The sequence below is a fragment of the Pseudomonas sp. Con_6 genome (assembly GCF_059379395.1).
Window position 1 is genome coordinate 5,482,052 of sequence record NZ_CM182011.1, and the last position, 24,397, is coordinate 5,506,448.

At 55.6% G+C, this 24,397-nt stretch carries 25 protein-coding genes, 1 tRNA gene and 3 pseudogenes; 19 read left to right on the forward strand and 10 right to left on the reverse strand.

Annotated features, from left to right (window positions below):
• The first annotated feature begins 16 nt into the window (after positions 1 to 16).
• Both AC5QPF_RS24560 and AC5QPF_RS24565 read left to right on the forward strand, forming a co-directional pair.
• A complete protein-coding gene (locus AC5QPF_RS24560) occupies positions 17 to 622 on the forward strand; it encodes a thioredoxin domain-containing protein (RefSeq protein ID WP_494964243.1) in 606 nt (201 codons plus the stop codon).
• Positions 623 to 626: 4 nt separating this feature from the next.
• Positions 627 to 929 carry a hypothetical protein gene (locus AC5QPF_RS24565; RefSeq protein ID WP_494960276.1) on the forward strand — a complete coding sequence of 101 codons (303 nt, stop codon included), beginning with the start codon at positions 627 to 629 and terminating at the stop codon, positions 927 to 929.
• Between the two features lie 81 nt (positions 930 to 1,010).
• Here AC5QPF_RS24565 and AC5QPF_RS24570 read toward each other — a convergent pair whose 3' ends face one another.
• A complete protein-coding gene (locus AC5QPF_RS24570) occupies positions 1,011 to 1,841 on the reverse strand; it encodes a nitrilase-related carbon-nitrogen hydrolase (protein WP_494960277.1) in 831 nt (276 codons plus the stop codon).
• 123 nt (positions 1,842 to 1,964) lie between these two features.
• On the opposite strand from AC5QPF_RS24570, the gene AC5QPF_RS24575 reads away from it, so the two are divergent.
• From AC5QPF_RS24575 to AC5QPF_RS24590, 4 genes and pseudogenes are all read left to right on the forward strand, one after another.
• Complete coding sequence (locus AC5QPF_RS24575; protein WP_494960278.1) at positions 1,965 to 2,777, forward strand: LuxR C-terminal-related transcriptional regulator; 813 nt, start codon at positions 1,965 to 1,967, stop codon at positions 2,775 to 2,777.
• A gap of 235 nt (positions 2,778 to 3,012) precedes the next feature.
• A complete protein-coding gene (locus AC5QPF_RS24580; protein WP_494960279.1) occupies positions 3,013 to 4,329 on the forward strand; it encodes an amino acid permease in 1,317 nt (438 codons plus the stop codon).
• A gap of 537 nt (positions 4,330 to 4,866) precedes the next feature.
• Positions 4,867 to 5,931, forward strand: a pseudogene (locus AC5QPF_RS24585) (cache domain-containing protein); the annotation flags it as partial.
• 390 nt (positions 5,932 to 6,321) lie between these two features.
• Positions 6,322 to 6,837 (forward strand): annotated as a pseudogene (locus tag AC5QPF_RS24590) (methyl-accepting chemotaxis protein); the annotation flags it as partial.
• A gap of 134 nt (positions 6,838 to 6,971) precedes the next feature.
• Here the strand turns inward: AC5QPF_RS24590 and AC5QPF_RS24595 are convergent.
• The gene (locus AC5QPF_RS24595; protein WP_494960280.1) at positions 6,972 to 7,262 is read right to left on the reverse strand and encodes a hypothetical protein; all 291 of its coding nucleotides are present in this window, start codon (positions 7,260 to 7,262) and stop codon (positions 6,972 to 6,974) included.
• 566 nt (positions 7,263 to 7,828) lie between these two features.
• On the opposite strand from AC5QPF_RS24595, the gene AC5QPF_RS24600 reads away from it, so the two are divergent.
• Positions 7,829 to 8,032, forward strand: coding sequence for a hypothetical protein (locus tag AC5QPF_RS24600; protein ID WP_494960281.1), 204 nt, complete (start codon positions 7,829 to 7,831; stop codon positions 8,030 to 8,032).
• 207 nt (positions 8,033 to 8,239) lie between these two features.
• On the opposite strand, the gene AC5QPF_RS24605 is transcribed toward AC5QPF_RS24600, so the two are convergent.
• Positions 8,240 to 9,130: a LysR substrate-binding domain-containing protein gene (locus AC5QPF_RS24605; RefSeq protein WP_494960282.1), complete on the reverse strand. Its 891-nt coding sequence runs from the start codon at positions 9,128 to 9,130 to the stop codon at positions 8,240 to 8,242.
• Positions 9,131 to 9,262: 132 nt separating this feature from the next.
• Between AC5QPF_RS24605 and AC5QPF_RS24610 the strand changes: the two genes are divergently transcribed.
• Positions 9,263 to 9,691 (forward strand): (R)-mandelonitrile lyase, encoded by a 429-nt coding sequence (locus AC5QPF_RS24610; RefSeq protein WP_494960283.1) that lies wholly within the window; start codon positions 9,263 to 9,265, stop codon positions 9,689 to 9,691.
• A 76-nt stretch (positions 9,692 to 9,767) separates the two neighbouring features.
• Here AC5QPF_RS24610 and tnpB read toward each other — a convergent pair whose 3' ends face one another.
• The gene (gene tnpB, locus AC5QPF_RS24615) at positions 9,768 to 10,073 is read right to left on the reverse strand and encodes an IS66 family insertion sequence element accessory protein TnpB (RefSeq protein ID WP_494960284.1); all 306 of its coding nucleotides are present in this window, start codon (positions 10,071 to 10,073) and stop codon (positions 9,768 to 9,770) included.
• A 365-nt stretch (positions 10,074 to 10,438) separates the two neighbouring features.
• On the opposite strand from tnpB, the gene AC5QPF_RS24620 reads away from it, so the two are divergent.
• From AC5QPF_RS24620 to AC5QPF_RS24640, 5 genes are read left to right on the forward strand one after another with little or no spacing between them, the layout of a single operon-like run.
• On the forward strand, positions 10,439 to 10,858 hold the full coding sequence (locus tag AC5QPF_RS24620) for a TIGR03757 family integrating conjugative element protein (protein WP_494960285.1): 420 nt from the start codon (positions 10,439 to 10,441) through the stop codon (positions 10,856 to 10,858).
• Positions 10,855 to 11,793, forward strand: coding sequence for a TIGR03756 family integrating conjugative element protein (locus tag AC5QPF_RS24625; protein WP_494960286.1), 939 nt, complete (start codon positions 10,855 to 10,857; stop codon positions 11,791 to 11,793). Before AC5QPF_RS24620 ends, AC5QPF_RS24625 begins: the two co-directional genes overlap by 4 nt.
• Before the next feature lie 20 nt (positions 11,794 to 11,813).
• Positions 11,814 to 13,175: an integrating conjugative element protein gene (locus AC5QPF_RS24630; protein WP_494960287.1), complete on the forward strand. Its 1,362-nt coding sequence runs from the start codon at positions 11,814 to 11,816 to the stop codon at positions 13,173 to 13,175.
• A gap of 2 nt (positions 13,176 to 13,177) precedes the next feature.
• On the forward strand, positions 13,178 to 13,534 hold the full coding sequence (locus tag AC5QPF_RS24635; RefSeq protein WP_494960288.1) for a hypothetical protein: 357 nt from the start codon (positions 13,178 to 13,180) through the stop codon (positions 13,532 to 13,534).
• Entirely contained in the window at positions 13,531 to 15,072 is a 1,542-nt protein-coding gene (locus AC5QPF_RS24640) for a conjugal transfer protein TraG N-terminal domain-containing protein (RefSeq protein WP_494960289.1), read from the forward strand. Before AC5QPF_RS24635 ends, AC5QPF_RS24640 begins: the two co-directional genes overlap by 4 nt.
• 47 nt (positions 15,073 to 15,119) lie before the next feature.
• On the opposite strand, the gene AC5QPF_RS24645 is transcribed toward AC5QPF_RS24640, so the two are convergent.
• A complete protein-coding gene (locus AC5QPF_RS24645; protein ID WP_494960290.1) occupies positions 15,120 to 15,464 on the reverse strand; it encodes a hypothetical protein in 345 nt (114 codons plus the stop codon).
• A 111-nt stretch (positions 15,465 to 15,575) separates the two neighbouring features.
• Here AC5QPF_RS24645 and AC5QPF_RS24650 point away from each other — a divergent pair, with 111 nt between their 5' ends.
• The 6 genes from AC5QPF_RS24650 to AC5QPF_RS24675 all read left to right on the forward strand — a co-directional run bounded on the left by AC5QPF_RS24650 (position 15,576) and on the right by AC5QPF_RS24675 (position 21,045).
• Positions 15,576 to 15,854 (forward strand): type II toxin-antitoxin system ParD family antitoxin, encoded by a 279-nt coding sequence (locus tag AC5QPF_RS24650; RefSeq protein ID WP_494960291.1) that lies wholly within the window; start codon positions 15,576 to 15,578, stop codon positions 15,852 to 15,854.
• 8 nt (positions 15,855 to 15,862) lie between these two features.
• Complete coding sequence (locus AC5QPF_RS24655) at positions 15,863 to 16,210, forward strand: type II toxin-antitoxin system RelE/ParE family toxin (protein ID WP_494960292.1); 348 nt, start codon at positions 15,863 to 15,865, stop codon at positions 16,208 to 16,210.
• 123 nt (positions 16,211 to 16,333) lie between these two features.
• Entirely contained in the window at positions 16,334 to 17,029 is a 696-nt protein-coding gene (locus AC5QPF_RS24660) for a hypothetical protein (protein ID WP_494960293.1), read from the forward strand.
• Between the two features lie 128 nt (positions 17,030 to 17,157).
• On the forward strand, positions 17,158 to 17,784 hold the full coding sequence (locus tag AC5QPF_RS24665) for a hypothetical protein (protein ID WP_494960294.1): 627 nt from the start codon (positions 17,158 to 17,160) through the stop codon (positions 17,782 to 17,784).
• Between the two features lie 115 nt (positions 17,785 to 17,899).
• A complete protein-coding gene (mobH, locus tag AC5QPF_RS24670) occupies positions 17,900 to 19,795 on the forward strand; it encodes a MobH family relaxase (RefSeq protein WP_494960295.1) in 1,896 nt (631 codons plus the stop codon).
• Positions 19,792 to 21,045, forward strand: coding sequence for a tyrosine-type recombinase/integrase (locus AC5QPF_RS24675; protein WP_494960296.1), 1,254 nt, complete (start codon positions 19,792 to 19,794; stop codon positions 21,043 to 21,045). The genes mobH and AC5QPF_RS24675 overlap by 4 nt, the downstream gene beginning before the upstream one ends.
• A 337-nt stretch (positions 21,046 to 21,382) precedes the next feature.
• Here the strand turns inward: AC5QPF_RS24675 and AC5QPF_RS24680 are convergent.
• The 5 genes and pseudogenes from AC5QPF_RS24680 to pal form a co-directional block, all read right to left on the reverse strand.
• A tRNA-Lys gene (locus tag AC5QPF_RS24680) sits at positions 21,383 to 21,458 on the reverse strand.
• Positions 21,459 to 21,519: 61 nt separating this feature from the next.
• Entirely contained in the window at positions 21,520 to 22,194 is a 675-nt protein-coding gene (gene queC, locus AC5QPF_RS24685) for a 7-cyano-7-deazaguanine synthase QueC (RefSeq protein WP_494960297.1), read from the reverse strand.
• A gap of 14 nt (positions 22,195 to 22,208) precedes the next feature.
• Positions 22,209 to 22,856: a 7-carboxy-7-deazaguanine synthase QueE gene (queE, locus tag AC5QPF_RS24690; protein ID WP_494960298.1), complete on the reverse strand. Its 648-nt coding sequence runs from the start codon at positions 22,854 to 22,856 to the stop codon at positions 22,209 to 22,211.
• A gap of 157 nt (positions 22,857 to 23,013) precedes the next feature.
• Positions 23,014 to 23,842 (reverse strand): annotated as a pseudogene (gene ybgF / locus AC5QPF_RS24695) (tol-pal system protein YbgF).
• 6 nt (positions 23,843 to 23,848) lie between these two features.
• Positions 23,849 to 24,346, reverse strand: a complete 498-nt coding sequence (pal, locus tag AC5QPF_RS24700; RefSeq protein ID WP_003178634.1) for a peptidoglycan-associated lipoprotein Pal — start codon at positions 24,344 to 24,346, stop codon at positions 23,849 to 23,851.
• Positions 24,347 to 24,397 lie beyond the last annotated feature (51 nt).

Consider the following 24,397-nt stretch of genomic DNA (forward strand, 5'->3'; position numbering starts at 1 on the left):
CATCTTGTTTATCGTCATGGTGATCGCAGGCGTAGGTGCCTGCTGGCAGCTCGCAACGAGCTCGAACACCAGAAACCCGGATGAGACCTGGTACTTCGGATCCACGAATGCTAGGTGGGTAATTACTGAGTATGCAGACCTCGAGTGCCCTTATTGCAGGGCATACGCCCCGCAACTGAAGCAATGGGTGAACGGGCAAGATAACGTGAAGCTCGCGTGGCACCATTTCCCCCTCGATATCCATGGCGTTGCTGCACAATCGGAGGCCCGACTCGTTCAATGCGCAGGGTACTTAGGGGGGGCGGCGGTGTTCTGGCAGGCAATCGAACTGGTTCTGCTGCGCACACGGGGTGATGGACAAGGGCTCGCTGAGGATCTGGAGGTGCCAGGTATCTCAGCCAAGTCTCTTTCCAGTTGCGCACAAAAAAACATGGACATCCGTGGAGTTGTAGAAAGACAACTGGCTGTGGCCAAGAATCGCGGCATTGCCGCTACCCCCACGATCGAGGTCACCGACACCCTTACAGGGCAAAGCGTACGACTGGAGGGCCCTGTGGACAGCGCTGTACTACTATCGACCATTGATGCCCTGGCCACTCAAAGCACGCTGCGCAAGGAGTAGCCAGGTGACAATCAAACTCACAGTTACGCACACTGATAACAATGACGAAGAAAGTAATCTGCCAAGCAGTTTTTTTCCAGGTGCTGGAGCTGGGAGTGCGAGCTTTAAGCTTGAAATATCCGAGGAAAAATTCCCATCTCACACAGAACTAAGCTGGGCTCTCCAGGAGTGGAATGACGATTGTGTGCTCATGGACTATGACGCATCCATCGGGACGGGACGTTTCGTGATCGTCGACTGGTACAGCCCAACGTCCGGAACCATCATCAAGCTGAATTTGGCGAAAGACTCCAAAATGGATATCTGACAATTGACGCTTCGAAGTCTCCACCACGCACGTATCCGCACGCGGTGGGCACTTTTCTATGTAGCAACTTCGATCAACAGGTCACCGGATGCTTGTGTTATCGATAACAAGCTCACGCATGCCATTGGTATGCTCAATCCGCTCGCCCGACAAACCGAGACGCTGATTGAGAGTATAGTTATGGACGGCCCGCGCCTTGTCGATCAATGACAGGTCAAGGCTCAGCTGGTGCCGCGACTCGCCACGCCCGGCCTCAAGCAGCACCTTACCATACGGGTCTACCGCTATGCTTCCTCCGATGAACACGCAGCTATCGGGTCCGTCGCCTATACGGTTGGCGGTAACAGCGAAAACCTGGTTCTCCATCGCCCGGGCCATCACCGACACCCTGTGGACATGATCTTCTGGCTCGGCTAAGCCGTCGGTGATCAACAGCACTTGTGCCCCAAGTGCCTTCAGCGCACGCGCGGTCTCAGGGAACTCGCTGTCGTAGCAGATCAAGAGACCCAAGCGCACTCCACGCCATTCGACGGTAGCAAAGCGATCGCCCGGCACCACAATGCCGTGCTCCGGCACCCACAAATGAGTCTTGCGGTAGGTAAGCAGGATTCCCTCGGGAGCGATGAACAGGGTAGTGTTATAAAAGATGCCATTGGCGTTCTCGTACAGCCCCAACACTACCGCCACATTGCGTTGGCGTGCCTCCGCAACCACTGCCTGCACCGCATCGCCGTCGATGGCTTCGGACAGCATGCCCACATCATCTGCGGTGAGGAAGCCGGTCAGATGTGACTCGGGGAATAGCAGGATATCGGTGTCCGACGCACACTGGGCCATTGCCTTGAGAATGGTCTTCAGGTTGTGTGCTGTATCGCCATCACGGGTTGTCGTCTGTACCACTTCGATCTTCATGGGCAATCCGTCTCGCTGAGCCCGACCCTTCCGCGGGCAAAGTGACAATTGCGAAGGGTGGTGCAAGTATGAAAATAATTACCCACAAAACAATCACTTCAACGGGTTAACCCGGGGGTAGGTATGGGATTGAACCCGCAAGATCTTCCATGGCACCAGGGCGTTGGCCAATGCATCGAACACCTCGACCGGCCGAGTTTCTGGCATACCTTGGCGACGATGCTCGGCGACTTCGTGGAGTTGGATACCTGGGTGGCTCTGCTATTTAGTCACGAGAAACCATTGATCTTCGCGCAGAGCCCCTATCAGCACGAGGGTGTCGACCCGCTGGTAACCGAGTACGCCAACCGCCTATACCTACTCGACCCGTTTTATATCAGTAGCCGAGAGCAGCCACTGACCGGCCTCGTGCGCCTAGCAGACGTGGCCCCGCAGCATTTCCAACAGACTGACTACTACCGACTGTACTTCACACACAACGTGGTCGCCGACGAGGTTCAGTTCAACGTGGCAATCCGCGATGGGCGCACGCTATGTTTATCACTGGGCAGACGCTCGCGCTTCGACACTCAGGCCATAGCCCAGTTGGAGTTGGTTCGCCCCTGGCTGATTGGACTGCTGCGCCAGCGGCTGCACTTCGAGCAATTGCCCGAACCCGCAGTGGAAAAACCCACCCTGGGCCTTGCGCACAAGCGAGACGATGCGCGCCGCCAGGTAGAGTCGGCGCTCACGGCACGGGAATTGGATGTGGTGCGCTTAATTCTTTCGGGGCACTCCAACAAAGAGGCTGCGAACAAACTCAAGCTTTCCGCTGAGACCGTTAAAGTCCATCGACGCAACGTCTATCGAAAACTGGACGTGAGCTCCCAGAGCGAGTTGTTCTCGTTGCTGTTTCTGGCGGGCGATGACCTCGCCAGGCTGCAAACGGCGCCTTAGGTTCCTTACGCCTCTACCCCGGGTTAATCATTTGACGTTATAGAAATCTGCGCCTAGCCCCGCATACTAGGCCGGCAGTAGCTCACAAGCGATCACCTGCTCCACTACTCCCAGGCTCAAAGCTCTTGGAGTTCCAATTCAGCCTCCTAGAAAAACCACAAGAGAGGATGAACCATGGCTCATATCGTTCAACCCCCGGCGCGTGGCATGACCCCAAAGTCCCAAGGGGTCGCCCATGTCTAATGCCGCACCCGCAAAACTCTCATTGACGTCCCTGACAGTCTTCGGTCTAGCCTACATGTGCCCAAGCCTGGCCATGGTCATTTTCGGCGTCATATCCGACAGCAGTGACGGCATCGCCCCAAGCGCCTTCTTGCTGGCTACCGGCGCCATGCTCCTGTCGGCCCTTAGCTACGCCAAGCTTTCGCATCTATTCCCTGTATCCGGCTCTGCCTACTACTACGCCAAGCGTCTGCTCGGCCCAGGCTGCGGCTTCATGGTCGGCTGGTCGGTGCTATTGGCCTATCTGTTCATGCCCATGGTCGCCTGGCTATTGCAGTCCGTGTTCCTCAACGCCCAGTTTCCGCAGATCCCTACTTGGGGTTGGCTGCTGATCAACATCGGCCTGACCACGGCAGTGACCGTCAGCGGCATGGCCTTGACTGATCGTCTAAACAAAGTGCTAACAGCCCTAAGCGTGGCCCTTGTGCTGCTATTCATTGGCTACTGCCTGCGCTATGTGGCTGGCCAGCCGCAGATTGGCTTCACTCAACCCATCTGGAACGAGCACAGCACCCTAACGGGACTGACCGCCGCCGCCGCAATTGCCGCCTATTCGTTCCTCGGTTTCGACGCCGTGACCACTCTCGCTGAGGAAGCCGAGCAGCCCAAACGTGACATCCCCCGGGCGGTGTTGTTGGTTATCAGCCTAGGCGGACTGTTGTTCACAGCGGTAGCCTACTTAATGCAACTGAGCCATCCTGGCGGGCAGTTCGCCGACCCGGAGACAGCGACCTACGCATTATCGATTGAGGTAGGTGGGCAATTCTTCGCCGACTTCGTAAATCTGGGAGGCATCATCGGAGGCTTTGCATCATGCCTAGCGGTGCAGGTCAGCGCCAGCCGATTGCTGTACTTCATGGGACGCGAAGGTGCATTACCTCCACGCTACTTCGCCCGACTGCAGGGCAAGGCGCAAACACCAGTGTTCAACCTGCTGTTGATCGCCGGACTGGGATTGATCGGGATCAGCGCCGATGTGAGTTCGGGAGCATCGGTAATCAACTTCGGTGCGTTTCTGGCGTTTGCTGCGGTTAACGTGTGCGTGATCGCCTACTACCTGCGAGAGCGGCGCAAACAGCGGCTGAGCGGGGTGAGATTCGTGGTACTTCCGGTGCTGGCAATTGGAGTGAATCTTTATCTGCTGTCGCTACTAAGCGCTGTGGTAGTACTGACCGGGGTGGCTTGGTTGGTATGCGGTGGTGTGTACCTTATGTGGCTGACAGCAGGCTTTAAAAAACCAGCACCGGGATTGATGGTCGTTGAGTCTTAAAACCTTAATTCTTGCAAAGAGCACTATAAGCTAAGAGTCATGTCCGAGCTTGTGGCAGCCCTGGCGAGGGCTGCCACAAGCTTTAGAACCTTTCAGCAGTTTAACCTAGAACGATTTGGAATACCTAGATTTCTTGGGCATGGAAATCTTGTCGAGAAGTTCGAGCGCGAGCGATAAGAGCCCCGGATATTATCGTCCGTAATCCTGGGTTAGATAAATGCCTACAGGACTAAACTGCACTTTTGGTAGCTTTTGCAGCGTCGCGTCGGCGAGCTGGACCAGCTACTATCTAATCTGCTAATGGATACCTACCAGTACAAGCCTGCATTACAAGCCAATAACAAGACTCTCAAGGATTTCGCGCCCATGCTTTTAAATCGCTTATCCATCCAATGGAAAATTACGTTATTGGCTGGCCTTTGCCTACTGGCGATCGTCGCAGTGCTGATCGGCATTTCGCTCTATCGTATGCATGCAAGCGCCGAACTAGTTAAGCAAAATAGCGCGCAGATGCTGGAATCGTCTGCCCGTGAACTCATGAGTGGCGAGGGCAAGGTCCAGGCGCTCACCATCCAGCGTTACTTCCTCGCGGCCTATCAGACCGGCCTCAACTTCTCCCGCCAAACACTGAATCAACGTAGACAGGCTCAGGCGCTGGGTATCGACAGCAAAACCCTGCGTGCGGATTTGCACCAGCAGGTCAAGACTACGCTACAAGGCACGCCTGAGCTGCTCAGCCTTTACCTGGTATTTGAGCCGAATGCGCTGGATGGTAACGATGCCCAATACATCAGTCGTGACGATCTTGGCAGCAATGAAACGGGGAGATTCTCCACATACTGGTCGCAACTTGATGGCAAGCTTAATTCGATGACGCCGGCCGAGGCAGCAATTTTCGATGCTACGCCGATGCTCGATGGCGAACCCTTCAGCGCCTGGTATACCTGTCCACAAAAGACTCTCAAGCCTTGTCTGCTGGACCCCTATTTCGATGATGCCTCCGGGCAGCCAACACTGATCACCACGTTGACTTTCCCAGTGATCGAGGATGGTAAAATGATTGCGATTGTAGGTATGGACATCAGCCTTAGTAGCTTGCAACAACTGGCCAATCAAGGCAGCCAAGAGCTATACAAAGGCGAAGGCGCAATCAGCATCATCAGCCCTTCTGGTCTCCTTGCCGGCTATAGCAAAACCGACGAGCTCCTCGGCAAAGCGTTATCCCAAGCCTATCCGGAAAGCGCCACCACTTTGCTAGAGCTCCAACTCAAAGAGCAGAGGCATGAGCGTCAGACCAACGGCCATCTCCAGCTACTGGAACCATTTCAACCGATTCCGGGCTCTAAGTCGTGGGGCGTCCTGCTGGATGTCCCTCAGGATTCTCTTCTGGCACCTGCGTTAGCGCTGCAGGCTGACCTCGACCAGCACAACGCACAAGGTACTGCTCTAGAGCTATTGTTCGGTACAGCAGCAGCTATTGTCGGCTTGTTGCTAATGTGGTTGACCGCACGTGGTGTAACTCGCCCGATCATCGCGGTTTCTAGAATGCTGAAAAACATCGCTAGTGGTGAAGGGGACCTGACGCAGCGCCTGGCGTACACCAATCAGGACGAGCTCGGGGAACTGGCCGGTTGGTTTAACCGTTTCCTCGAAAAGCTCCAACCAATCATCGCAGATGTGAAACGTTCGGTGCAGGATGCACGTGCCACTGCCGACCAGTCTGCAGCCATCGCCAGCCAGACAAGCGACGGTATGCAGCAACAGTTCCGCGAGGTTGACCAAGTCGCTACCGCCTCTCAGGAGATGAGCGCCACCGCTCATGATGTTGCGAACAACGCCGCCCAGGCTGCCAATGCCGCACGAGGAGCTGATAGTGCGACCCGCGAGGGACTGGCGGTGATTGATCGTACGACAATGGCAATACAGCAACTGGCAAACACACTCAACTCGGCAACGGATGAAGTCGAAGCGCTTGCCGGTAGCAGCGAGCAAATCGGATCGGTGCTGGAAGTGATTCGCGCCATCGCCGAACAGACCAATCTGCTTGCCCTCAATGCAGCCATCGAAGCAGCTCGCGCGGGGGAAAGCGGCCGCGGCTTTGCAGTGGTTGCCGACGAAGTGCGCAGCTTGGCTAAGCGCACCCAAGATTCGGTAGAAGAGATCCGCCTGGTGATCGAGAAGCTACAAAACGGTACTCGTGATGTAGTGGACACCATGCACAACAGCTACAAGCAGGCGGAGAATAGCGTTGAACTTGTCGACCAGGCAGTCACTGCTCTACATCGTATCGGAGATTCGGTTACCGTCATCAACGATATGAACCTGCAAATCGCATCAGCAGCGGAGGAGCAGAGCGCAGTGGCGGAGGAGGTCAATCGTAACGTAGCGAATATCCGGGATGTTACGGAAGCGCTGTCAGGCCAGGCCAATGAGTCTGCGAAGATCAGCCAGAACCTCAACCAGCTGGCCAACCACCAGCAAGGATTGATGGAACAGTTCCGCGTGTGATCCAAACAGGGCAGGCTCCAAGCCTGCCCGTGTGATCTCCTACAACTAGGACGACAGCACTTCCGGGGGACACCGTCCCTCGCGACACCTCTCTACATCAATCGTCTATCCCAAGCCGAGCATGAGCGCCGCCCTCAATCCTTCGTCGGTTGCAGTTTAGTTCTGTCCTCGAGCCAGGTACGGGCGCGCAGCAATGCCCAGGTCGTTGCCGCTGTCATCGTCTGCCCTTCGCAATCCAGATACCCCTCCTCAAGCAACATGCTCCCATCATGGGTATAGATTCCGAGGAACAATTGTGTCTGCTTCGCCTTGGAGGTACGCACTTGGATATTGATGAGCGAACCATCGGCTAAACGCTCATCGAAATTTCGGAAATGCAGATCAGGATCTGCCCACTCCCAGAAAATTTGACCTCTATTGCGCATATCCGCCTCCGTGCAAATCGAACCAGTATGCCCCCTCTAAGGCGGTGCTTCCACTCAAAGCTCGCTGACTGCTCAGCTACCATTAGAGCACGCGGTCGAAGCGTCTTGTACAGGATCTCGACCTGGCACCTGATGCTGGCCTTTATGCTGCTGCATCTTCAAGTGAGGCCCCTACTATGGTCACAGATACTCTCACCTTGGCTCTGCTTTCACGGTTGGCCAATGTTCAGCTGTCGCTGGCGACATCCATGAAGGGAATCACCCGGGACAGTATGTCGTATCCAGCACAATCGCTGGAACAGATTTCCGAAACCCTAGATGCGCTCGAAAGCCTGCTGGAAGAGGTGATGCGAGTTACCCATAGCGCAAGTGATCGCGATCACGGAGGTAGGCTACAATAGATTGGTCGAGCTACTAACCTCCCCTTTTCAGTGCTCGATAGAAGCCCGCCTCGGTGGGCTTCTCTTTAAATCATCCCTTCTGTCTTAGATGATTCCCGACTATCACTTGAAATCTTTATACTTTTCTTACTAAGCTAGGTGAATTTTTCAACAGGGATGAAAATCATGGACGAAGTCTTCATCGTACAAAAGAGACCAATGGCTAGCGAGACGGGATGCGGCTTTTACTTCCGGATCGTCAATACCGAGACTGGCGTCCATCTTTCGACTAAATTCCCGAACCAGCTACAGGCAGATGAAGAATGTTTGCGCCTGAACGAGGAGGCTGCACAGACCAAGCACGTGCTCAATCTGTCTTTAAGACGGTAGGCTAGTCGCACCGGACTTCATATTGAATCAGACGCAAGCGATAAAGATGTACATCTGACCGACTTACCGAGAAATGCAAGCGCCCGCCCAACTCACCTTGTGTGAGTTTTTTAACCGCATTGATTTGGGCCACCTGTTTGCATTCGACTTGACCAGCAAACGGATACATCTTAAGCGGCTGAAATAGATCTAAATCGGACGATATGGCTAGTTGGCACGCAAAGCATCAATTACAAGGCGTACTGCAAGCGAAGACTGGCGTCTGTGAGCATAATAGGCATGGTGGCCGGTCACAGTTGCAAACCAATCCTCAAGTACTAAGCGGAGTCGTCCTGCCTCGACATGGGGTTGAACAAGAGCCAGAGGGAGATACGCTAGACCAAAGCCCCTCAATGCAGCATCCAACATCTGATAAGAGTTGTTGAACACCAGTTGACCTCTCACTTTCACCTCAAGCGTGTCATTTCCCTTACACAACTCCCATGACATGAGCGTGTCTTTGGTGGGAAGTCGTAGATTGATGCAGTTATGCGCAGTGAGGTCTGCGGGCACCTCTGGAGCAGATCTGCTTTCCAGATAGCTCGGAGCGCCTACTATCGCAAGGGTTTCATCAGGCGCTATGCGCGCTGCAATCATGTCCTTTTCAACCTGGTCGCCAAGGCGCACACCAATGTCGTAGCGCTGCTTTACGATATCTGATAGGCCGTAGTCATTGATAAGTTCGACCTGCAACTCGGGATGCTCAGCCAGGAGCCCCTGCAGCTTTGGCCAGATGTATTGGTTGACGGCATAGTCGGTAGCAGATATGCGCACCGTACCTATCGCCTTTTCTCGGAGCTCAGCAACAGCCATCAGCTCTGCCTCGATTTCCTCCAGCTTCGGAGCGACCGAGTCCAAAAGCCGCTGCCCCGCCTCAGTGGGAGAGACACTTCTGGTCGTGCGCATCAGCAGTAGCATCCCGAGCCTGGTTTCTAAAGTGGTCACTATTCTGCTCAGTGACGACTGAGGGATACCCAATTTTGCAGCCGCTTTCGTAAAGCTCCGTTCACGCGCAACGGTCAGCAGGGCGACCAAATGGTTCAGATCAGGAGAGGACATTTATCCACCTGTGAATGAGTGTATCCATATTTTGCCGCCTAGTACCCAATTCCTGAAGCTTCTACAGTGTTCGTACGGCCTTGAACTGGCCCATCCACGGCGGCTAAGCCTCAACGAACGGGTACGAATACCATGAGCAGCACAGACCAGACCATTATCCGCAACGGCAGCAAACCTTCGGTCAAGGGTCCAGAAAACTGGTTCACCGGCTCGGTGCGGATCGATTACATGTTCCAAGCCGCAGCGCCTGGTCGAGCAACCGGAGCCATTGTCACGTTTGAACCTTCCGCACGGACGCACTGGCATGCACATCCGCTGGGTCAAACCTTAGTGGTGCTGACCGGTGTAGGTTGGACTCAATGCGAAGGCGGCCCGCGCACTGAAATTCGTGCTGGGGATGTCGTCTCCTGCGCCTGCGGCAAGCGCCACTGGCATGGTGCCGCTGCAGAAACCGGCATGTCGCACTTCGCGATCACAGAAACGCTCGATGGCAAGAATACCGACTGGATGGAAGCTGTCACCGACGAGCAGTACCTCAACGGTCAACTCGTTACGGAGTGAAGCTTTACATCGCTATGGGCGCTCGCTAATTGAAGCTCCCTTAGCGACGGACGCAGACCGGCCAAATGGCCGGCGGTTACAGCATGCTGATCACACCGCCTGCGCCGACTCGCTGCCACGGCAGACTCAGTACCAGCGCCTGGAATTGTTCGCTATCGAGATTGACTTTGTGGCCGTGATTCCGTCGCCACGTGGCAAGCCATATGCCCACACCATCTTGCATCAGCACTTTCTTCCGGTTAGCGCGTCGATTGGCGAGCAAATAAGTGCAGTGCGGCTTCGCCGCACCGAACACCGCGATCACCCGGGCCAATGCGGTTTCGGTGCCGGCGCGCATATCCAACGGTTCAAGGGCCAGCCAGATCGCATAAATGCGGATCATTGGACGACAGCCCGAATAAATTGCGCGCAGCCCTCAGGATCTGAGGTTGGCCACTTCACTGTGATCATTTGGCCGGCCATGGGCAGCTCGATGATCACTGACGCTTCAACTGGCCGTTTAGATGCGGCTTTTAGCGGAACGAATGCCGGCAGTGAAGTTGCTCTGGCGCATGGAAATCTTGGCGATAAGGATGATCGCGTCCGCTTAAAAATACGCGGACACCATCGTCCTTAAGGCTGGAGTTCGGAAGGTAGGGTAGCCGGACGCTTACCGAGAAATTCCCACCTAGTCGATTATTCATTTCCTACTGAACCTATGAGGCCGATGAGATTTCCTGTACCGGTTCCCCTTCTAGGTACAGCCCGATGCTCAAACTTCACCCACAGTCTTGGCGAACCGCCATATTCCTTGTCGTCGCATTGGCCAACGGCACCGCACACGCCGAGACCTGGGCCATTACAGACACAGCACACCCACTGTCCGCCGTGCCAACTGATGTGCGAGTCATCAAGCTCGATGAGCAGCAACACATCGAGGAGCAGCTGTCCAAGAAGTTGCCACCCAACCCGCACCAGGCAGCTCTCGCAGCAAGACAGCTGATGGGTACACCGGCCGGAGCAATGCTGATGGAACAGCTGGCCGTTGCCCAGCAGGGCAATGCTGATGCGTGGAGTATCGGCATCTCGAAAGTGCCGGCTGTGGTGGTCGATCGCCAGTATGTGGTTTACGGCCAACCCGACGTTACAGCTGCCATACAGGTCATCAACCGGGCAAGGGGGCGATGATGAGACGGATTCCCCAACTCACCCTGGCTGGTGTTCTGGCGTCGGCATTACCGTTCACAGCCTCTGCGGCCATCAGCTCGGCAGCAATTCTCGCCTCCACCAGCTCGCCCACGTGCCTGGAGTACAAGGTAGTTGGCATTTGCTACTGGCTGCTCTGCACCCCAGTCGGCTGTACGGTGAAAACGTCTACCAAAGTCCGCCACTACATCCCAGACGCGGTGGTATCGGCTTACGCCAACACTGGCGGCAACCCCTGGACTGAGGTGAGCCCGATGGGGATGCCGAACGCCACAGCACAAGCCGGCAACGATGGCACCACCAACCATAACGCCGAGAACAACATCACGAAGTTCAAAGAGGCTGACGTTATCGGCCACCCTGGAGCTGCGGTGTTCAACCAGTTTGTCAGCTCTTTTGGATACTCCTGTCACGGCGCGACTACCCCATACGTGCCCTACATGCTCAGCACGCTGGACACCCTCGCATGGCGGTACGGAGTTCCCGAATCCGTCTATCCCGAGGCCCTGCTTCCCGGCATGCGTGAAGTCGGGGGGCTTCTCTCAGCTGACATGTGGGGAAGCATCTACCCACGTAGTGGGTTTATCCACCAGGTCGACGACTTCAAGTCCGGTGCAGTGATCGCCCAACGCGCCGGTGACATCACGACCCGCGTAGGACAGCCCCATGTTTACCTACCAATGCGTTCCCTTCCAGAGCCAGGCTACTGGCCTGCTGGGGAGCTGAAAGAAGGTGATGCAAGCACAGGCAAGTGGCAGGAGCTCACGCCGAACATGAGCCCCACCTGTGCCGTGTTCCCCTCCCCTGGCCCTAATGCCGACGCGGTCGACGAAGCCTATGCCTGGGCCCTGTGGCGGCCCTATTCATGCTGCCAGCGCAAGGGGCAAACCTTCCTGGGAAGCACTGACTTCCAATGAGATATGACCTGGAGATCTCTATGAACAAATTAGCCGCCGCCATCTTGCTCGCTGTTGGCTTGAGCAGTACCTGGTCCATGGCCGAGGCCGCGGACCCCATCAAGGTGGAGTCCCAGGGTAGCGTGATCGGGGACGACGTGCTCTACAGTATCGGCGGTGGCAGTGCTGTCCAGATGGGCAGCGCTGGCCAAATGGAAAGCATCACCGTCGGCGCCGGCTGGCAGAACAACCTGGTCTGCGGGAACATGGACCTCAGCAACACTCTGCAGAACCAGCTGAACGGCGCAACGCAGGGTTTTCAGCAGATCATGAGCAGCGTCATCCAGAACGCGACCGGCGCTGTCACGTCACTACCAGCATTGATCCTGCAGCGGGCCAATCCTGCCCTCTACAATCTGCTCACGAACGGGATCCTGCAGGCACGCCTCGACTACGACCGCTCGAAGGGAACCTGCAGGGCGATGGCCGAACGGATGGCTGACATTGCAGGCGGCCAGATGGGATGGGGCAAGGTTGCGGAGGGCCAGAAGATGGGGCAAGCCCTGGCATCCAGCAACGACGCCGTAGCAGTGGTCGACAAGGTCGAGGAAGCACCAGGTTCCAACGGTGTGACCTGGGTAGGTGGGAAGCAGGCCGGTGGCAATGGCCAGCAGCCCATCAAGGTGGTCGGGGACGTCGCCAAAGCAGGCTACAACCTCCTCAACAACCGCGCAGCTCAGGATACCTCAAGCATCCCGCAGTCCAACTGCTCCAATGGCCTGGTATGCGGCAGTTGGGAGTCCCCGGCCGAAGCCGCGCAGTTCGCGAACCGCGTCCTAGGTGAGCAGCAGCTCCAGACCTGTGAAGGCTGCACCACAACGTCCACTCCGGGTGTAGGCCTGACCCCGCTGATCCAGGAAACATACGACAAGAAGCTCGCTGCCCTACAGGAGCTGTTGAAGCCCGGCACACAGATCACCTCCGAGAAGCTGCGTGAGGCAAGCAGCGACTCCCTACCCATCACCCGCGGTGTCGTTACAGCCCTTCGTGACGAGCGGGATCAGGCGGTGCTGGCCTCACGCTTGGCATCCGAGGTGGCCCTGGCAGATGTCCTGGAGAAAGGGCTGCTGCTGCAACGCATGCTGATTACAGGCAGCAAGGAACCCAACGTGAATGCTAACAAGCTGGCGGTTGAGGCCACCCTCGGACAGGTCGACACGCTTCAGCAACTCATCACCAACCTCAAGACCGAGCTCGACATGCGGCAGCAGCTCGCGAACAACTCCCCGATGAAGATCATCGAACGAGGCAAAGCGCGCTCCGAAAGCTCCCGCTCAATCTATGACGCGGCTCCTGAACAGGATCGCCTGCTGCAGCTGCAGAAGCCTGCAGGCAAGGAGTGAACATGTCCGAGGATGTAGAGAAAAAAGCCCACCCCCTGAAAGTTCTGCTGGAAGGCGTGGTTCTCAGCGTGGTGATGCTGCTGCTGAGCATGTTGCTCGGCATCATTGCGATCAATCACCTGGGCGTGTTCGACGCCTGGTTGAAGTGGCGGGAGGGAAATTACCTGCCACTGCTGCTATGGCGAATTACCCTCTACGGCATCATCGTCTTTGGCTGGTTGAAACTCAAAGCGCGCCTACCCGGGGCTGAGGCAGGGCAAGGATCCAAGGGGACGCAGCGAATCGAGTTCCTGGTGCTCCTGCTGTTCGTGATCATCGAGATCTCTAAAGCACCAATCACCTGGTCGGAGGTGCTATGACACTCTACACGAACGACTACCTGGAGTATTACCTCACCCTTGTAGGATGGATCATCAACAACGGGATCTGGGACATGATTTCGGACACGGGCCTGTTCGCCCTACCCTTCATCATCATCGTGGCCCAGGAGTGGCTCAAGGTCCGAGGTGAAGGCGCCGACGAGGGCAACAAGGGAGTGCTGTCCCTGGCTCGAATTGAGACCCGGATCTACGTCGGATATGTGGTGGTATCTCTGTGCGCTGTACCATTCATACCTGTTGGCTTTGACACTTTGCAATTCGACCAATCGCGAGGGAAGCAGTGCCAGGTGCTGACGCCAGCCCCCTCGGAGACAGGGTGGAACACTACCTTCAGTTCGTTGGCCGGCAAGAGCGCGAAGGTGCCGGTCTGGTGGGCGCTCGTGCACGCCCTGTCCAAGGGGTTGAATAGCGGCGCTGTTGCAGCAATCCCCTGCGGTACAGATCTCAGGCAAATGCGCATGGAGGTCGACGCGATGAGGATCGGTAACCCCCTGCTCGCGCAAGAGGTAGCAGACTTCACCCATGATTGCTTCGGCCCATCTCGGGCGCGCCTGTTCATGCGTCAGCCCGACATTGGATCGATAGCCAAGGACCAGAAGGCCCTGCAGGACCTGAACTGGATCGGGTCCCACTATCTGCTGAATACAGCGGGGTACTACGACACGGACTACTCCAGAACTCCCCGTACATCCTGGCCGTATGACACGAAACGTGATGACGGGATGCCCCAGGTGACCGGTGGTGGTGGGTACCCCACCTGCAAGCAGTGGTGGTCAGACGGGAACATCGGCCTACGGGACCGACTGAAAGCCCAGGTCGATCCGAGCCTGCTGAACCAGTTTCTTGGATGGGCAAAGTGGCTGTCCCAGGAAGAAGTAACCGACTCGATGATTCGCCAGCTCGTGTCGCCATCCAGCCAGATCAGCGGCGACGTCTACACCGACTATGGCGGGCAGGTCGATGGAACCGTATGGAATGGCCTTGCTCGTGCAGGGGGAACACTAGGGGTCGCAATCGGGTCAGTTGCTTACTTCCCAGGCATGGACATGGTTAGGCAAGCGTTACCCATGATCATGGCATTCCTCAAGATGGCTCTAATTATCTGCATTCCGCTTGTGCTGATAATTGGCGCATACAGGATTGAGGTTGCGATTACTATATCCGTGACGATGTTCGCCTTAATCTTTTTAGACTTCTGGTTTCAACTAGCCAGATGGGTCGATAGCACAATTATCGACGTTTTGTACGGCTCAGGCTCACCGCATTTGTCCTTCGATCCCGTGATGGGTCTGAACACCACTACTCAAGATGCTATTCTTAACTTTGTAATGGGGTCCATGTTCATCATGCTGCCTACCTTCTGGGTTCTAGCTCTGGGCTGGGCTGGAGTGAACACTAGCGGTGTAATAAATGGACTATCCAACGGAGTTAAAGGCGTACAAGGCGCCGGTGAGGCCGGTGGAAAATTCGCGACAGGCGCAATATCAAAAGTAGGAAATTCAGTTATAAAACCATAAATAAAATTGCCGTTAACGCTAGTTAACGGCATACCCTTCTAGAAACATTAAGAAGTCAGGTCGTAAGGATTCTCAACATCCCCCCGTACGGTCAAAGGACGACCCAAAACATCACGACCATAAGGTGCCTGAAAACTCTCCCACTCCTCATCAGTCCAAGCTTGCCCAGGGCTTCTGTACCCATATGCTGCCAACGCAATGATACCGACCCAGATCGCAGCCGAGGCCAGCCAACTGAAGGAGCTAACCAAGACGGCCAGCAATATAGTTCCAACTAACGCTCTTTTGATCCAGCGCAAAACAATGCTTCGATCATGCATGCAGAAGCGAGCCACGCCTCCCAGAGCCCGGCCTAAGCGAAAGGCAATCGAGTGTTTGGTGGCAACAGTCATGATCCATCTCCTTGCTCGGTGAGAGCATCTTGCCATCAGATATACGACACCTTTGGCATTTTCGCAAGGGTATGGCATAAAACGCCATCACCACTTATCAGGTCCACATTCATGGCCACCCACAACGTCGTCGTTCCTAAGCCGATGGAGCAGTCCATAGATGATCTCGTCAACACAGGTCGCTACCAGAACTTCAGCGAGGTCGTACGGGCAGGCATACGGATGTTGCTCGAGCACGAAGCAGCTGAGGCAGCCCGGCTCGAAGCCCTGCGAAACGCTACATCACTTGGCATCATGCAGGTCGAAGCGGGCCAGTACGAAGAAATTGATCCAGCTAACCTCACGGCCTATCTCGACAACCTTGGAAGCCGAGCGAGCAGTAAAGCATGAGTAGGGCCATGATTCGCATAGCTCCCCAAGCATGCACCGACATCGCCGATACCCTCCGTTTTACCCACGTGAGATTAGGCGAGTCTGTCAGGAATCGGTATCAAGACCTGCTACAGACAACATTCCATCGCATTGCAGAACAACCAGCGCTCCCCGGCAGCAGAATTCGCGATGAGCTTTCACCTGGACTTCGCAGCCTGCATCTGTCATTCAACGTGCTGGAGACTACTGAAGGCCGCGCAATCAGTCCTCGTCACATTGTCTTCTATCGCATAGGGACAGACCAGGTTATTGAGATCATCCGAGTCTTACATGATGCGATGGAGGATACCAGGCACTTGCAGCATCTACTGTAAGGTGCAGAGCGCTCAAAAGGAGACGGTTTGAATGTCATACAGCAGAAACCCCATAGCCTCAGGGCATCGATGCTAAACGACGAGATATTATCTTCAGAAGTGACCAATCAGAATAGATAAATCATGACAGACGAAACCCAGAACAAAATAGACTACCACTACTCCCTGATAGCCAGCGTCATCAACCGAGATAGCCGCGCAAAAATAAAAGACATAAAAGACTACAGAGAACTTATTGACAAAACACTCCGTCCTCTAGACGAAAAATACACAAACCGCTACAAAGTCGAAGAAAATGACGACCCTGAAACGATAGCAATTCTGAACAATATCACACGAAGAATACACTACAGCAGACACAATGAAATCCTGATAAAAACTTTAGTTCTAAGCATTTTTAGCACCTTTGAATCAATATTCGTTTCCGCCAGCACATTCATTATAGCGATAAACGATCAGACAGAAGAATTTAAAAAAGATCTAAGAACAACAAAATACCGCTTCAAAAAGAACATAACACGCCACAAGCTATTTCTCACAAGATTCGGCATCGAACTCAACCCGGAACATTGGCGTGCAATTGAAAATCTTAGCAACCTAAGAAACATCATCGCACATGCTGACTGCCAAATAACCGACGAGTACAAGAATACCGCCAAGACACTCGCAAATTCATCTACACACATACACAACAAAAAATATTGGCTAGATATTGACGCTGCCTATATTGACGAGATAATCCCTATTGTGGAGTCGACGTTTTCTCTTTTCCAACAACAAATCCTTAAATTACCTCCACTGAAATCCCAAGCTGAGTAAGCCCTCTTCAAAAGGGATAAATGGGCCAAAATGGAAATGGGATTGAATGGATAATGGAATGGATGACAAGGGTAAAAGCCCTACCCCAAAAGGTCACAACCCAAAATGAACTGTAAAAAGGAAAAGCTATGACAAAGGCACCCGTATGGTTTGAAAAGACTGTCGAATACGCGTATGTGGCTCGGCTAGTTCTCAGTCGAAAAATGGGATTTGCAGCTCCGCTGGCAGGTGTACACGAGAGATATGCAGGCGACGCAGTTTTCGGGGTGGCGGATAAGTTTGTTCTCATTGAGTTCAAGAGAACTCGTGAGGTCCTACCATCTGAATTATCTTTATTTCTTGATTACGAAAAAGCAAAAAAAGAGCTTTCAAACTACACTCATCACTATTTTATTTATGGCGTACTTGAAGAGGGTGCTCTCCAATTGAGAGCCGAGTATTATTTCGACACCAACGAAGAAAAGTCTTATTACAACCCTATTGAAATTCTGGCCTGCGGCATTCCAAAACAGGAGTTTGACATATACATTAAATTGTTGGCAGCACATAAAGTTCCAGATGGGCGTGTAGGGAGCGCGGGAGGGATGACACCAGAAACGTTTTCAACGGTCCTCGGAGTTAGCCAAAAGGGAGATGTAGTAGAAACCCATGCGCTGCATGAATATGCACCGGATTTGTTCCCCCCACCTCCTAGACCAGACCATACTCCTAGCCCGCAACAGAAGCAGGCGACCACTCCGACCCCCAAGTTTTAGTGAGTTTCTGCCCATGAATGATGGCCATATGCCAAGAAATCCATAACCGCAGAAATTCGCTTTTCCGTTGATGCCATCTTGGCATTAGGAGAAAAGCCCGCTCCATGCACACGCCATGGAGCAACCTATGCAACTCCTCTCCTGGTTCAGTCGCAAACCGGCTAAACCAACACCAGAAGCCTCACCGCGGGGCTTCCACCTGCCCACGAAGGCTGCTGCTCTGCTGCAGAGCCCACTCCGTCAGCAGCTCCTGGAGAATATCTGGCGCAGGGCTTCGCTCTCACGAGCTCAGTTCAATACTCTCTACCTCAAGCCCCTCGAGCGCTACGCAGAGCTGGTGCAACTGCTCCCTGCTTCAGAAAACCATCACCATGCCCACCTTGGGGGCCTTCTGGACCACGGCCTGGAGATCATGGCTTACGCCCTCAAAATCCGTCAGACGCATCTTCTACCGATCGGAGCCCCACCGGAGTCGCAGTCGGCCCAAGCTGAAGCATGGACCGCAGCCGCAGCGTATGGTGCGTTGCTGCACGACTTAGGAAAGATCGCTGTTGACCTCCGCGTGGAGCTGGAGGATGGCCGAGCGTGGCACCCGTGGCATGGACCGATCAGCCGCCCCTACCGGTTCAAGTACGTCAAAGGCAGAGAGTACCAGCTACACGGTGCTGCTTCGGCCTTGGTGTATATGCAGATCTTGGACACCGGAATCCTTGACTGGCTGAGTGGCTTCCCTGAGCTATGGAGGCAACTTATCTACCTCCTCGCAGGCCAGTACGAGCATGCCGGCATCCTTGGCGAGATTGTGGTGCAGGCGGACAAAGCCTCCGTTGCCCAGGAACTGGGGGGGAATCCAGAACGCGCACTCGCAGCTCCCAAACAGTCGCTCCAGAGGCAACTGGCGGAGGGTCTTCGATTCTTGGTGCGAGAGAAGCTCAAACTCAACCACCCGGACGGGCCAGCGGATGGGTGGCTGACGCAGGATGCGCTATGGCTGGTGAGTAAACCTGCAGCAGACCAGCTCCGGGCATACATGCTGACCCAGGGCATAGAGGGAGTTCCTACCTCCAATGCCCCGTTTTTCAACATGCTGCAAGACCAGGCCATCATCCAGACCAACTCGCAGGATAAGGCGATCTGGAAAGCCACCATCGATAACGGCCGCGGCTGGAAAAATAGCTTCACCTTCTTGAAGATCTCGCCCGCACTCGTCTGGCCCAAACCGGACGATCGCCCGCCCCATTACAGTGGCACCCTGACCCTGGAGCAGGAACCAGGAGCAGTCACGCAGTTGAGTCCGAGTGAAGAAACAGTCTGCGCGGTACCGGATGAGCCAGTCGACTTGGATCGCAACTCTCCTCAGCCGCCGGCCCGGCCTCCAGCTTTGGTACAGCCAGCCCCAAGCGAATGGATCCAATCGTCGGAACGTGAAGAACTCCTGTCACTGTATAGTAATATTACTACGCCATCAGAAGAGCTAATTGCTAGCCAAGGCTCAGCAGCCGCCTCCCCTCCCAATCAAGGACCCGGAGAGGTAGAGCCGGCTGACGATTCTCTAGCAGTCATAGCAAGGAATGCTGCACCAAAAGATGTCACAAAAATGCCTACGAGTAGTTCGCTGGGAGTGGCTTTCATCGCTTGGGTGAAAGCAGGCGTCGCCTCCCACAAATTGATCATCAACGACACAAAAGCCCTGATTCATACCGTCGACGACACCGCAATGCTCGTTACACCCGGGATCTTCAAGCGATATGTGCTGGAGCATCCTGAGCTTGAGAAAACTGTCGGTAAACCGGGGACAGCGGCCTGGCAACAAATCCAACGCGCATTTGAGAAAGAGAAGAGGCACCTGAAGACCAGCAAGCAGTTGAACATCTGGACCTACGATGTAATAGGTCCAAGGAAGACCACCCAATTGAGGGGTTACCTGCTTCTCGACCCGAAGCTGTTATTCCCTGAGCAGCCCATGAATAACCCGAGCTTGAAGCGGGTGACGGAAGGGGCCGCTGAATGACACCCGAGAAACTGCTCCGGGAATACCTGGTCGATCACGAGCTCCGCCCTGCCAGCGCGAAGATCTATGGCGCGGCAATGAAGACGCTGGAGAAGAACTTCGGCAAGGATGTGGACGTCGAATCACTCGATCGACGGGACATTCTCGGCTTGAGAAACAAGCTGATTGAGGGTGGCCTATCAAAGCGCAGCTGGAACACCTACTCCAATCACCTCCGAACCATCTGGGGCTACGGCATCGAGTACGGGATTCTGCCCAACACTGATGTGAACCCATTCAAGAAGACGACGGTAATTGCCCCGAAACGACCGAGCAAAATCATTGCCGGCGAGGCGATCGTCCGTGCGCGGCGATGGCTCAGAAGTCTGGCCGACCAGGAAGAGTCAACGGGCGAGCGCGCAAAAATCACGCCTGGGTGGTTCTGGCTCGTAACATTCGAAATATTCTATTACACCGGCATTCGACTGAACGCGCTGCTGTGCATTCGGTTGAAGGACGTCGACTGGGATCGACAGCTCATCCTGGTACGAGGTGAAACAGAAAAGACCCACCGGGAATTCCGGATCCCGATCATGGACGGCCTTGCGCCTCATATGCGCCGGCTCATCGATGAAGCTGCTCAGGCTGGCTTTACCGCCGAAGACCAACTCTTCAACGTCAATCGTTTCTCTCGCCATTACAAGCGTCGCGAAATGAATTCCGACCAGGTCGAGGCGATGTACAAGAAGCTGATCATCAAACTCGGAGTTCGGATGACTCCGCACCGGTTCAGGCACACGCTTGCGACCGATCTGATGAAGCAGCCGGAAAGAAACATCCACCTAACCAAGAACCTGCTGAACCATTCGAACATCGCTACCACGATGAGCTACATCGAGGCCGACTATGACCACATGCGAGACGTGTTGCACGAGCGGAGCATGCAGCAGGGAGCATTACGTCTTGTGCGGCGGGTGGATGACAGTGGGGCACCAAAACCGCGAACAGAAGAAAACCAGGCACGTAAAGAACCTGGTCAGCGACGAACAAACCAACAAGATCATTACGGAGGTGGCGCGACTGCACCAGAACATCTGCTGATTGAGTTCAAGCAGGTCTGTGCCAGCGCTTTGCTACCGCCTGAAGATCTCTTCCAGCCTAGCCTTCTATTCAGCCTGATGGCATCGACGACAGGTTCCACACCCTTTGCTCGATCTCATTCGGCTGACGCAGGCACCGTCTACAACGCACGTGCCTCCCCGAAGCGATGAATCGACGAATGGCAATCAGCCACTAAATCGACAGCTCAAGAAAGTCAGATAGGCAAAGCTGTCCCAGGTTTTTGGTGCTAGGAAACTGGCGCCATGCCTTTGGCTGCGCGGGTTTTAGCGGCAACTTGAATGGAGGCTTTGCAGAGCTGAGCACCCCGCAAATCCGCTAAGTCATTGAGTTTTTTGGCCCAGACACGAAAAAGCCCGCCATAAGCGGCGGGCTATTCCATATTGACATCACGCTGAAGCGAGCCTAAGGTTCGCTCCAGACGGCTGCAAGACTAGAAACTGGCTGGCAAGCCCCCCTTCCTAGTACATCACGAACCGCTGTGAATAGTGGTGGGTCGTGTAGGATTCGAACCTACGACCAATTGGTTAAAAGCCAACTGCTCTACCAACTGAGCTAACGACCCGTTGGATGGCGCGTATATTACTGTTTTCTAACAGGAAATCAACACCCCACAGCAAAAAAAATCAAAAATATCGCGTTGGGTCCTGAACACCGGCCACAGCAAAGCCTTCCGCGCGCAGGCGGCAACTGTCGCATTTGCCGCAGGCACGACCCTCATCGTCCGCCTGGTAGCAGGAAACGGTGAGGCTGTAGTCGACGCCGCGGGCCATGCCGGCCTGGACGATCTGCGCCTTGCTCAGGTTCTGCAGCGGCGCCTGAATACGGAACCCCCGCCCTTCCACACCAGCCTTGGTCGCCAGGTTGGCCATGCGCTCGAAGGCTGCGACGAACTCAGGGCGGCAATCCGGATAGCCGGAATAGTCCACCGCGTTGACGCCGATGAAGATGTCCCGCGCTTCCAGCACCTCGGCCCAGCCCAGGGCCAGGGACAGGAACACGGTGTTGCGTGCCGGCACGTAGGTCACCGGGATACCTTCGCTGGGCGCTTCCGGTACGTCGATGCTGCTGTCGGTCAGCGCCGAACCACCAATACCGTTCAGGTTCAGGCCGATGACCTTGTGCTCCACCACGCCAAGGTCGCGGGCTACCTGGGCCGCCGCGTTCAGCTCGGCACGATGGCGTTGGCCGTAGTCGAAGCTCATGGTGTAGCAACTGTAGCCTTCGGCCTTGGCCATGGCGACCACCGTGGCCGAGTCCAGGCCGCCGGACAGCAGGATTACCGCGCGTTTCTCAGTCATTGCTCAAACTCCTCTCAGCGTCCCGGCTCGTCGTTCCAGAGCAGCTTGTGCAACTGCATCTGCAAGCGAACCGGCAGGTTGTCGGCGACGATCCAGTCGGCCAGGTCGGTGGCGCTCAATTCATGGTGGCTCGGGGAAAACAGCACTTCGCCCGCGCGTCTGTCGAGGCCGTACTGGATCAGTTTGGACACCGCCCAATCGTAGTCCTCGCGGGAGCAGAGAACGAACTTGACCTGGTCGTTGGCGGTCAGCAGATCGATGTTCTCGTAGCGGTTGCGATGGACCTCGGCGGAGCCCGGGGTCTTCAGGTCCACGACGCGGCTGACGCGGGTGTCTACGGCGGAAATATCCATCGAGCCGCTGGTTTCCACAGAAACCTCGTAGCCGGCGTCGCAGAGTCGCTGCATCAGGGGAATGGCATTCGGCTGGGCCAGGGGCTCGCCACCCGTGACGCAGACATAGCGCGGCCGGAAGCTGGCGACCTGTTCGAGAATCGAATCGAGAGTGCGGATCGTACCGCCGCTGAAGGCATAGGCGCTGTCGCAGTATTGGCAGCGCAACGGACAACCGGTGAGACGCACGAATACCGTGGGCAGCCCAGCGGTGCGCGTTTCACCCTGCAAAGAGTAAAAGACTTCGGTGATGCGTAATGTGTCTTGCATGGTCGCCACGGGCGTGACAGCTATACAGGCCGTCCGCCTCCGTCAGGCACCGTCACGGACTCGACATAGCGTTATCCGCGACAGCGTTTCAATAAAAGGGCACAGATTCTAACGAAAAAACCCGCGACAAGCGCGGGTTTCTTTCAAAGGATGCGACTCAGAGCTTCTGCAGGTCGCGCTGGGCCAGTTGCGCGGCGGAGGTGCCGGGGTACTGGGTGACCACTTGCTGAAGGATGCCCTTGACCCGGTCGGTGTGACCCAGGCGGCGCTCCACGTCGGCCAGCTTGTACAGCGAATCCGGCACCTTGTTGTGCTTCGGATACAGCTGGCTGACCTTGGCGAAGGCCTGGCCAGCGCCTTGCAGATCGCCCTTGGCCAGGTTCACTTCACCCAGCCAGTACTGGGCGTTGCCGGCGTACTGGCTGTTCGGGTACTTGCGCAGGAAGGCGTTGAACGCCTGTGCGGCCTTGTCGAAGTCCTTGGCCTTGATCAGGTCGAAGGCTGCATCGTAGTAGAGCTTTTCCTTCGCCGGATCGCCAGGCTCGCTGCTTGCGGCCGGCTGGTTGGCCGGTGCAGGCGTGTTGCCGAGGGCAGGTGCCGGAGCACTGCCGTCAGCCGAATTCTCGGGGGTTGCGGACGGTGCAGGTGCCGCGCCGCTGGAAATACGCCGATCCAGGTCCTGGTAACGCTCCAGGCCTTCCTGTTTCAGACGAGAACACTTCGTTCTGCAGGATCTCGATGGTGTTCTGCTGCCGATCGATCTGTTCCTGCATCTGTTGCAACTGCATGAAAAGCTGGCCCTGCGCCGAGGCAGGGGTTGAAACCCCTCCCCCGGCGTAGGCGCCGTTCGTACCGTAACCTGCAGGCGGATAACTGCTTGCGCCGTTATATCCACCAGCATTGTCATCGACAACAGGAACCTCAGCCGCTGCCATGAGAGGCAGAGTGAGAGCCAGGACGGTTACAGCACGACGGCACGCTCGCATATCGAATTACTTACGCAGTTCGACGCGACGGTTTTGAGCCCAGGACTGCTCGTCGTTGCCGGTGGCAACTGGACGCTCTTCGCCGTAGGAAACCAGTTCCAGCTGAGCTGGGGAAACGCCTTGCAGCACCAGGTAGCGCTGAACGGCCTTGGCACGACGCTCGCCCAGAGCCATGTTGTATTCGCGAGTACCACGCTCGTCGGTGTTGCCTTCCAGGACGACGCGAGCGCCGTTGGCTTTCAGGTCCTTGGCGTGAACGTCCAGAGCGCGCATGGCTTCTGGCTTCAGGTCCGAGCTGTCGTATTCGAAGTAGAAGGTGGTGATTGCGCGCAGAGCAGCTTCTTCGCTCAGGCTGCCGTCGACAGCACCGGTGTTGGCGCCGTAGCCAGCGTTCGGGTCAACAGCGCCTTCGCCAGCGTTGTCACCGCCTTTCGAGGAGCAACCTACAGCTACGGCCATGGCCAGAGCCAGCGCAGCAAACTTACCAAACTTCAGCATTTCCATCGTGAAACTCCTAATGAACCCCAGTGTGTTAAGTAAAACGTGTATCGCCGC